This window comes from Halomonas sp. 3D7M (assembly GCF_014897885.1).
Lineage (GTDB): Bacteria > Pseudomonadota > Gammaproteobacteria > Pseudomonadales > Halomonadaceae > Vreelandella.
In genome coordinates this window covers 43255-51683 of sequence record NZ_JABUZF010000168.1, presented here as the reverse complement: position 1 = coordinate 51683, position 8429 = coordinate 43255, and the positions used below count along the sequence as shown (strand labels likewise).

Here is an 8429-nt window from a genome sequence, read left to right as displayed (position 1 = left end):
CCCAGCCACTGGCAGGCGAGTGGTTAGCGAAAGGTTATCACCCAGCGCACCAAAGTAACTGGCAACGAGTAGCTTCAGCGGCGCCGATTGCAGGCGATGATAGGCGCGCTCATACGCTTGCTGCCACGCCAACGGCAAGTCTTGCACCAGAGCAGGCTCGTCAAGCTGCACCCACTCAATACCTTGAGTGGCTAAGCGTGCCAGAATTTCGCTATACACATCCAGTACGCTGTCTAACAGGCTCAGCCGGTCAAACTCACTACCTTTAGTCTTACCCAGCCATAGCCAAGTAAGCGGGCCGGTTAGCGTCACTTTCGGCGTAAAGCCCGCCTGTAAAGCTTCATCTACTTCATTAAATAAGCGGTCAGACGCTAGCGTAAACGTCTGCCCCTCATGCAGCTCAGGTACTAAGTAGTGGTAGTTGGTATCAAAGTACTTGGTCATTTCGCAAGCAGCTGCGGGTGTCCCGCTAGGGGCACGGCCACGGGCCATGCGAAACGCGGTATCCAAATCAACGTTGCCTGCGCTAACTTCGTGCTGGGCATTAAAACGCGCGGGCACCGCTCCCAGCATGACGGAAACATTAAGTACCTGGTCGTAAAATGCAAAATCGCCAACACTGATAAAGTCGAGGCCCGCGTTTTGTTGGGTCTGCCAATGAGAAAGCCTGAGCGCCTGACCTGTTGCTTCAAGGTCTCCCCGTGTGATGTCTCCTTTCCAATAGGCTTCGGTGGCTTTTTTAAGTTCGCGCTGAGCGCCAATTCGGGGATAGCCGAGAATATGAGAAACTGTCATGATGAAACCTTTCAACGTGAATGATTTCGCACAGTCTGCTCACCCTACAAAGATGAATCAAACTAAAGTTTTTAATATTAATCATGAAAAATACTCACAATGATTGAATTACGCCACCTGCGCACGCTGCTTGCCCTCCGGGAAACCGGTTCTTTAGTGGAGGCTGCTGAGCGGGTTCACCTAACGCAGTCGGCACTTTCCCATCAGCTAAAAGACTTGGAAGGTCGCGTTGACAGCGCGCTGTTTGTACGTAAAACGCGCCCAGTAGAATTCACTCGGGCGGGTCTTCGCCTATTGGCCCTGGCGGATGAGATTTTGCCTGAGGTGCGTAAAGCTGAGCGCGACTTAGCTCGCTTAGCAGGTACCGAACAGGGACGATTACACATGGCGATCGAGTGCCACAGCTGTTTCCAGTGGCTGATGCCAACGGTGGATTATTTTCGCGACCATTGGCCAGAGGTGGAAATCGATATCCCCAGCGGTCACCACTTCGACCCACTCCCTGCCCTTGCTAGAGAGCAGTTAGACTTGGTGATTACCGCCGATCCTCAGCCACTGGAAGGGGTTCACTACGTGCCGCTGTTTCGTTATGAGGGACTACTAGCGGTTGCTCGACAGCATGCCTTTGCCGGCCGACCATTTATCGAACCACAAGCGTTAGCCGAGGAGACGCTAATCACCTACCCAGTCGAACACTCCCGGCTAGATGTGTTTACCCAGTTTTTGTCTCCCGCCAATGTACGACCACAGGAAATTCGCACCGCAGAGCTCACCATCATGATGATGCAGCTTGTTGCCAGCGGTAGAGGCGTCTGCGCGCTACCCAACTGGGCGCTCACCGAGTATTTAGAGCGGGATTACGTTAGCGCCGTAAAACTGGGCGAGAACGGCATTTGGAGCACACTTTATGCTGCCATTCGGGAGGAAAATATAGAAGCGCCTTGGATGCAGGATTTTTTGCGCACCGCTAAAGAGACGTCATTTGCGGTGCTGTCAGGTATTAAACCGGCAACTCGCGACGAGGAATCAGCAACGTAAAGCGCGCGCCGCCCAGTGTAGGGCTGGTATCAACAGTGACGCTACCGCCATGGCCTGCGATAATTTTTTGCACAATAGATAAACCTAGCCCGTAGCCCCCAGAGCTACGGGCTCGACTGTCGTCAAGTCTGGCAAACGGCTTGAAGATATCGCTACGCGCTTCGGGTGGTATGCCGGGCCCATCATCCTCAATATCAATACGTACAAGGTGAGGCTCATCCCATAGGCGAATCACTACTTGCGACTTGCCATAGCGACAGGCATTGCTGACAAGGTTCTGCAACGCTCGTTGTAAATAGCGAGGTTCGGCGTATAACTCAACTTCAGCACTACCATCCAGCGTTAACGATAAGCTTTGGTGCAAAGGTGACAGCGTGTCGATGACTCGCTCAGCCATTGCCCGGCACTCAACCAACGCCATTTCTAATTCAACGCCATTGTTCGACTCCCCCCCCAGGCGAGCATAGGTGAGAATTTCGTCTACCAATTCGTCTAGTTCGGCAATATCAGCATCAATCCCCTGAAGCTGACGGCGAATCGCAGGTTGGTCGGTCATATCTTCGACCATTTGCACCGCAAACCGTATACGGGCCACCGGCGTGCGTAATTCATGAGAGACCGCACGAATCATCTCTTGCTGGCCTCTTAACAAGCTCTGAACTTGATTCGCCATCCCATTGAATGCCATACCCAAGCGGCCTAAAAAGTCTCCGCTTTCCACTTTCACCCGGGTTTCTAAGCGCCCGCTAGCGATTCTAGTCGCAGCAAGCTCTAAACGCGCCATACGCGATTCAATGCTGCGCATAATTAAGTAAATAATCAGGCTAAGCACGACCATCAAGCCTACCAACAAAGGTAAGTGCAAATTGACCGGCAGCGTATCACCACGAGAGGTCGGCCCCGCTTGCAACCACTGATTATCACCAGGCACCCGGTAAAGCAGGATCAGCGAGAGCTTATCCGACACCAGCCGCGTCAGCACGCCTCCCTGAGCGAGTTGAAACTGCTGTTCTGGAGTAAGGTCTGAGGGCGGCGTTGAAAGCAGGACAAGTGGCCAGCCACCCGCGTCTAGCGAAGCGATGGCGTCGGCCCTCGCCTCATGAGGCATGCTAGAAAGCCACTCTCCGAGCAGTATCATGCAGCCCTGCCACTGGCGCTCGCTCCAGGCAGCAAACGTTGCTTCCAGCATCCACTCATCGTTGGGTATGCGTTGCCGTAACCGCCAGGGCTCTTCAGCAACTAATACCGTGCCTCGCTCGACGCGAGCTTGTTCAAAGTAGTTAAGCCCCACACTTTCAATACGCTTAAGTGAGAGCTGCATACCCAGCCGTTCCGAAAAGCGGGCAAGCATGGTTTCTCTTTCAGCCACCGGACTTGACGCTAACTGCTGCGTCATTAACGACATCGGCAATGCGGCGAGCTGTTCACGATAATCTTCTCGACGAATCTGCTCGATAAAAGAACGCCCGCCCAATGCAATAAAAAATACCACGCATAGTGCTAACCCCAGCAGAAGATAAAACCTTAAAAAAGAACCGTGGCCCAGCACTCGCCGCATGCGGTTAACCTCTGTTAGTTAACTGTCTTTGACAAAAAGATAGCCTTTGCTCCGCACTGTTTTGATCCGGTGCGGTTGGTTAGGGTCGTCGCCTACTTTGGGACGAATACGTGAAACCCGCACGTCAATTGAACGATCCTGCCCATCGTATTTAATGCCACGCAGCTCATTGAAAATTTCTTCTCGGGTTAATACACGCCCTGCGTTGCTCGCCAACAGCCACAGCAGATCAAATTCCGCGCTGGTAAGATCTATACGCTCGCCGGAAAGCCAGGCTTCACGCGTTGCGTTATCTATCTCTAGATTTTCGAAGCGCAGGCGCATCTCACCACCAGGCGCTGGTGCATCGGCACGACGCAGTAACGCACGCATACGTGCTAATAGGACGCGGGGTTGAACCGGTTTTGGAACATAGTCATCAGCCCCCATTTCCAAACCCAGCACCTGGTCAAGATCATCCGTGCGGGCCGTTAGCATCATGATAGGACCAGCAAAGTTGGGCCTAACACGACGGCAGATAGCCAAACCATCTTCGCCCGGTAACATTAAGTCCAAAATCACCAAGTCAGGCTGAAGTGTTAAAATACGATCCACGCCTTTTGCACCATCCGCCTCTAGCGTCACTTGAAAGCCATTTGCCTCCAGATATTCGCGGGTCAGCTCTGCCAAGCGCTGGTCATCTTCAATAATCAACACGTGATCTTGATCGGGATAGCCAAGTGTGGCGGCGTCTTGAGCCCCAAGCGCCTGAAATTGCTGTTCCAAGTGGTCTACCATCCTTTATATTCACTCCGCTTAGGCAGTTTGTGTTATCACCCGCTCACCCTATGTAACCGCAGGTTGCAATATCTTCCAGGATACCTCAAAACCGTTCAAACGCCTGCCCCCTTACTTCTTTCCCCATACCCTATGTAATGGTTCGCCTGCTAGACACCTTGATTCTTACACCGCCAAACGCTAATGTGGCGTTGCTAACTGTCGATAATCTGGCAGAAGGAGGACATTATGGGAATCAGCAAAACAAAAAGTGTCATCAAGCGCGTTTACGTACCCACTCAAGTGCGCGATTTGCCTAATGGAGAGAAGCTGACGATTCCGGGGCATTATAAAGCGCCACCAAGTGACTAAAACGGCTTGCGTGATAAGCCGTTTCACGATCCGTTAGGTAGCCTGATCGCTAGGTTACTAAAAAGGCAGACCACAGAGGTGGTCCGCTCTTTATTTTTTAGAAAAAGCGTGTTGCTCGCTACCCTTTGGGGCCAAATAGAAACCACGCGATCAGTCCAACTAACGGAAAAAACAATAGCGCCAAGATCCATAGCAGCTTTGCCAGCCCACCTGCTGCACTCTTAGCAACTTTAACAATGGCCCATACAACAATGATGAGCCAGATAAGTCCTAGTAATCCACCTACTTCAATGCCCATAACTGCTCCTGAGCAGGTTTGCTTCCATCAATTTTAGCTAAGCACACCGTTTCGATACAGACAAGTAACATTCACTCCGCAGGCAGGCTTAGCACCATTTCCCCGCCACGTATTTCAATCACCAATAAATTAAGAAAACTCATGCCAAGTAGTACGGTATCGTTTTCCATACCAGGGCTTATAGACCCTTGTACGCCATTCATACGTATGTTGCCCAACACCACCTCATCTAGCTGTGTCAGCGCGCCCTCTGCGCGACCATTCGCGGTATTAAACCAAGCACTGCGTCCCGGCTTTAGCCCCAACTCGCTAGCCAAGTTGCGCGGCACTGCAACATAAGTCGCCCCGGTATCTAATAGGAAGGTCACCGGCTTCCCGTTAATTTTCCCAGGCGCTTCAAAATGGCCAGCACGATTACGCGTCAAATTGACAGGTCCGTCATCGGCGGAGGCGTACATCACATGGGCATTCGGCGTCATTACTTTCTCGAAACCACCATCTAATAGCCATGTGCCAGCAGCCAATAGCAGCACCCAAAAGAGTAGCATTGTGACGATACCACCTCGTTGCATAGCGAGGGTTTTCATACGCCACCTCCAGACTAAGCGCTCCTTTTCCAGGCAAGTGCAGCCTCACGTCCACGCTGTTCATTCACGCCAGCGCATATCAACATCGCGATAACAAACAGTCCTACACATAATAGGATAGACGCTTGCAAACCAATTAACGTTTGCAAAACACCCAGCATGACAATCCCGAACACGCCGGCCAATTTATTAGCGAGCCCCCAGAAGCCAAAAAACTCAGCAGACTTCTCCAGTGGTGAAAAAACGCCGACCAGCGCCCGGCTAGCTGATTGGCTAGACCCCAGACTAAGACCCGCCAGACAACCGACCACCAGAAAAACGTACTGTGCTTGCCACTGTACGGCGTAACGGCTGTTAACCCAGTCGGTCAGCTCTGGCGTCGCCCATATCGATAAAATAGCGATGACCCACAGCGCTAGTGTCATTTGATACGTGCGCTTGGCGCCCAATTTATCCTGTAAAAAACCAAATCCCAGTGCGCCTGCCGCTGCCGTTATTTGAACAATAATAAACATAATATTGCGCACTCCCTCATCCCAGCCAATCACCTGAGCACCATAAATAAAAGCAAACGCAATAATGATGTAGACACCTGCCATTGAGAATAACAGCGACACCAAAAAGACAGTTAAGTCTTTAAAGTAGCGCAGCTCAGTAAATGTTGAGCGAACACGCTGTAACGCAATACGTTGATAGGAAACAGCATGGGGTTGAGGCACACCTCGCTCTTTCATCCATAGGAAGGTGGGAATCGCCGCTACTAAGAAAAAGCCAGCTGCAAAAGGACCTACCCAACGTATGCGTTCAAAGTTATCGGCGGTCGCCTCCCCTAGCACCATCAGCGTAAAACCAGCGGCAAAAAGGCCACCAATATAGCCAAGCGCCCAGCCAAACCCAGAAATTTTACCCAGCGCATCAGGAGGGCCTAGCTCCGGTAGAAAAGCGGCAATAAACGACTCGCCCATCGAGTAAGCATAGTTTGAAAGTATAATTAACAGCAGCCCCACGACTACGTAACCAGGCTCGACAAAGTAAAGCATGGCAGTTGTCGCCACAGTGGCGAGATAACTGATTAATAAAAAGCGTTTTTTTTCTGCTCGATAATCCATCACGGCACCGCAGAGCGGGGCAGTTAATACGACCATTAGATAGCTCAACGCTAGCGCGAGACTCCACAAAAAATTGGCTAGACGAAAGCCATCGCCTCGATCACCTACGATTACCGTCGTAAACAGTTCTCCAAACACGACCGTGATGATGAGCAAGGTGTAAGCCTGGTTGGCAAAGTCAAACATTGCCCAACCAAATATTTCACGTCGCGATGCGTAGGTGGGAGCAACCTTGGCGGGGTTAGCAGTCAGCATGCAGGCTCTCTCAAAAAGTGTGTAGTAGCGTCATTACCCTATTAACGACAGCTAATTCATAACGATAATAGGGCAGGTGATTATTCAGTAAAGCGGCTTAACCGCGGACGGGGCCTTAAAAAAGCAAACGCTCGGCATAGCCGAGCGTAATACGCTGAACATTGTTGCTTTTGCCATCCTTGGCCTTCTGGATCATAGCAACCAGTGCGCTACCACGGCCGCAATACCCACCACCATCGCTGTTATAACAGCAACAGTGACGATTCGATCCAGCCAGCGATCAAAAACCTCCCTTTTGGGCTGTTTTCGCGTGGCACCGTGGTGTCCTTGCCGGGCCATCAGCACGCCTTATCCATGTGTGCATTCCCCATAAATCAGCGAATAATTTAACTATTAATGCGGCGATTGACGACACTTGGAGCACGGCGTAGGCGTTCTTCCTCGCCTAACTGCTCAGCTTCAAACGCATCAGCACCAACCGGCGTTTCCCCGTGGCGACGATATAGCTGCGTTAGCATCGCCTTGCGATCAGCACGCAGCTCACGAACCAGCACTACAATCATCATATACAAAATAAAGGTAAACGGTAATGCCGAAAGCACCGCCGCTGACTGCAGGCCAGAAAGTCCACCCGCCACAATCAGTGTTAAACAAATAGCGGCGATCAAGACACCCCAAATAATACGCTTATAAAGTGGCGGATTGATGGAGCCATTGTCGGTCATTTGCGCCACGATGTAGGAAGCAGAATCTGCCGACGTCACCAGGAAAATGAAGATAAGCATCATGGCGACTACCGATAATGCACCGGTAAAGGGCATTAGCTCGAACATCTCAAACAACGCCACGGTAATATTGGCTTCAGTGGCGGCAGTCAATCCAGCATCACTGCTCGACATTTCCAAATTAAGCGCAGCACCGCCAAAAACACCTATCCATAAACAGGCTAATAGTGGCGGCACAAACAGTACGCCAAAAACATACTCTTTGATCGTGCGGCCGCGGGAAACACGCGCCACAAAGGTACCCACAAACGGCGACCAGGCAATGACCCATGCCCAATAAAAAATGGTCCAGCTACTCGCCCATTCATTATCGCTATAGGGCGAAATACGTAGGCTCATGCCAATAAAGTTTTGCAGGTAATCACCAATCCCCAATCCCCAGGGTAATGGTCTCTAAAATAGCAATAGTGGGGCCGGTGATTAATACATACAGCATCAAGCCAATACATAAAATCATGTTTAAGTTCGATAACCGCTTAATGCCTTTATCCAAACCTGACCATGTCGATGCCATGTAAGCACAAAACATGACAAACAGAATGACAAACTGCCAAAAGCCATTTTCCGGCAAACCAAACACCGCATTAAGCCCACCGTTCATTTGCAGCACACCTAAGCCAAGCGAGGTGGCAACCCCCATAACGGTGGCGACCACAGCAAAAACATCTAGCCATGATGCGTAAGGACGGACCCGGGGATGCTTAGCCGTCACTGAAGAGAGTACTGAAGACACCAGCCCTGCTTGCCCTTTCCGAAATTGAAAGTAGGCAATAATTAAGCCCACAACAGAAAATGCTGCCCACTGATGGATACCCCAGTTAAAGTAACTGTATTGGATTGCATAGCGCGCAGCAGCGTCAGTTTCAGCAGGCACGT

7 protein-coding genes and 2 pseudogenes are annotated in these 8429 nt (G+C 51.1%); 2 read left to right on the top strand and 7 right to left on the bottom strand.

Features of this window, described 5'->3' with window-relative positions; translation table 11 throughout:
• Positions 1 to 795, bottom strand: a pseudogene (locus INT22_RS20540) (5-methyltetrahydropteroyltriglutamate--homocysteine S-methyltransferase); the annotation flags it as partial.
• A gap of 99 nt (positions 796 to 894) precedes the next feature.
• On the opposite strand from INT22_RS20540, the gene INT22_RS08545 reads away from it, so the two are divergent.
• A complete protein-coding gene (locus INT22_RS08545; RefSeq protein WP_193061894.1) occupies positions 895 to 1833 on the top strand; it encodes a LysR family transcriptional regulator in 939 nt (312 codons plus the stop codon).
• Here the strand turns inward: INT22_RS08545 and INT22_RS08540 are convergent.
• Together INT22_RS08540 and INT22_RS08535 are read right to left on the bottom strand one after the other, a co-directional pair.
• On the bottom strand, positions 1796 to 3391 hold the full coding sequence (locus INT22_RS08540; protein ID WP_193068052.1) for an ATP-binding protein: 1596 nt from the start codon (positions 3389 to 3391) through the stop codon (positions 1796 to 1798). The genes INT22_RS08545 and INT22_RS08540 overlap by 38 nt on opposite strands.
• 18 nt (positions 3392 to 3409) lie before the next feature.
• Positions 3410 to 4168 (bottom strand): winged helix-turn-helix domain-containing protein, encoded by a 759-nt coding sequence (locus INT22_RS08535; protein ID WP_038478158.1) that lies wholly within the window; start codon positions 4166 to 4168, stop codon positions 3410 to 3412.
• Between the two features lie 228 nt (positions 4169 to 4396).
• Here INT22_RS08535 and INT22_RS21775 point away from each other — a divergent pair, with 228 nt between their 5' ends.
• Entirely contained in the window at positions 4397 to 4519 is a 123-nt protein-coding gene (locus INT22_RS21775; RefSeq protein ID WP_264298822.1) for a hypothetical protein, read from the top strand.
• A gap of 118 nt (positions 4520 to 4637) precedes the next feature.
• Here the strand turns inward: INT22_RS21775 and INT22_RS08530 are convergent, their stop codons facing one another.
• The 4 genes and pseudogenes from INT22_RS08530 to INT22_RS08515 all read right to left on the bottom strand — a co-directional run.
• Positions 4638 to 4817: a PLDc N-terminal domain-containing protein gene (locus INT22_RS08530; RefSeq protein ID WP_089039806.1), complete on the bottom strand. Its 180-nt coding sequence runs from the start codon at positions 4815 to 4817 to the stop codon at positions 4638 to 4640.
• A 71-nt stretch (positions 4818 to 4888) separates the two neighbouring features.
• Complete coding sequence (locus INT22_RS08525) at positions 4889 to 5404, bottom strand: retropepsin-like aspartic protease family protein (protein ID WP_193061892.1); 516 nt, start codon at positions 5402 to 5404, stop codon at positions 4889 to 4891.
• Between the two features lie 14 nt (positions 5405 to 5418).
• Entirely contained in the window at positions 5419 to 6768 is a 1350-nt protein-coding gene (locus INT22_RS08520) for an MFS transporter (RefSeq protein WP_193061891.1), read from the bottom strand.
• A gap of 386 nt (positions 6769 to 7154) precedes the next feature.
• A pseudogene (locus INT22_RS08515) lies at positions 7155 to 8429 on the bottom strand (BCCT family transporter); the annotation flags it as partial.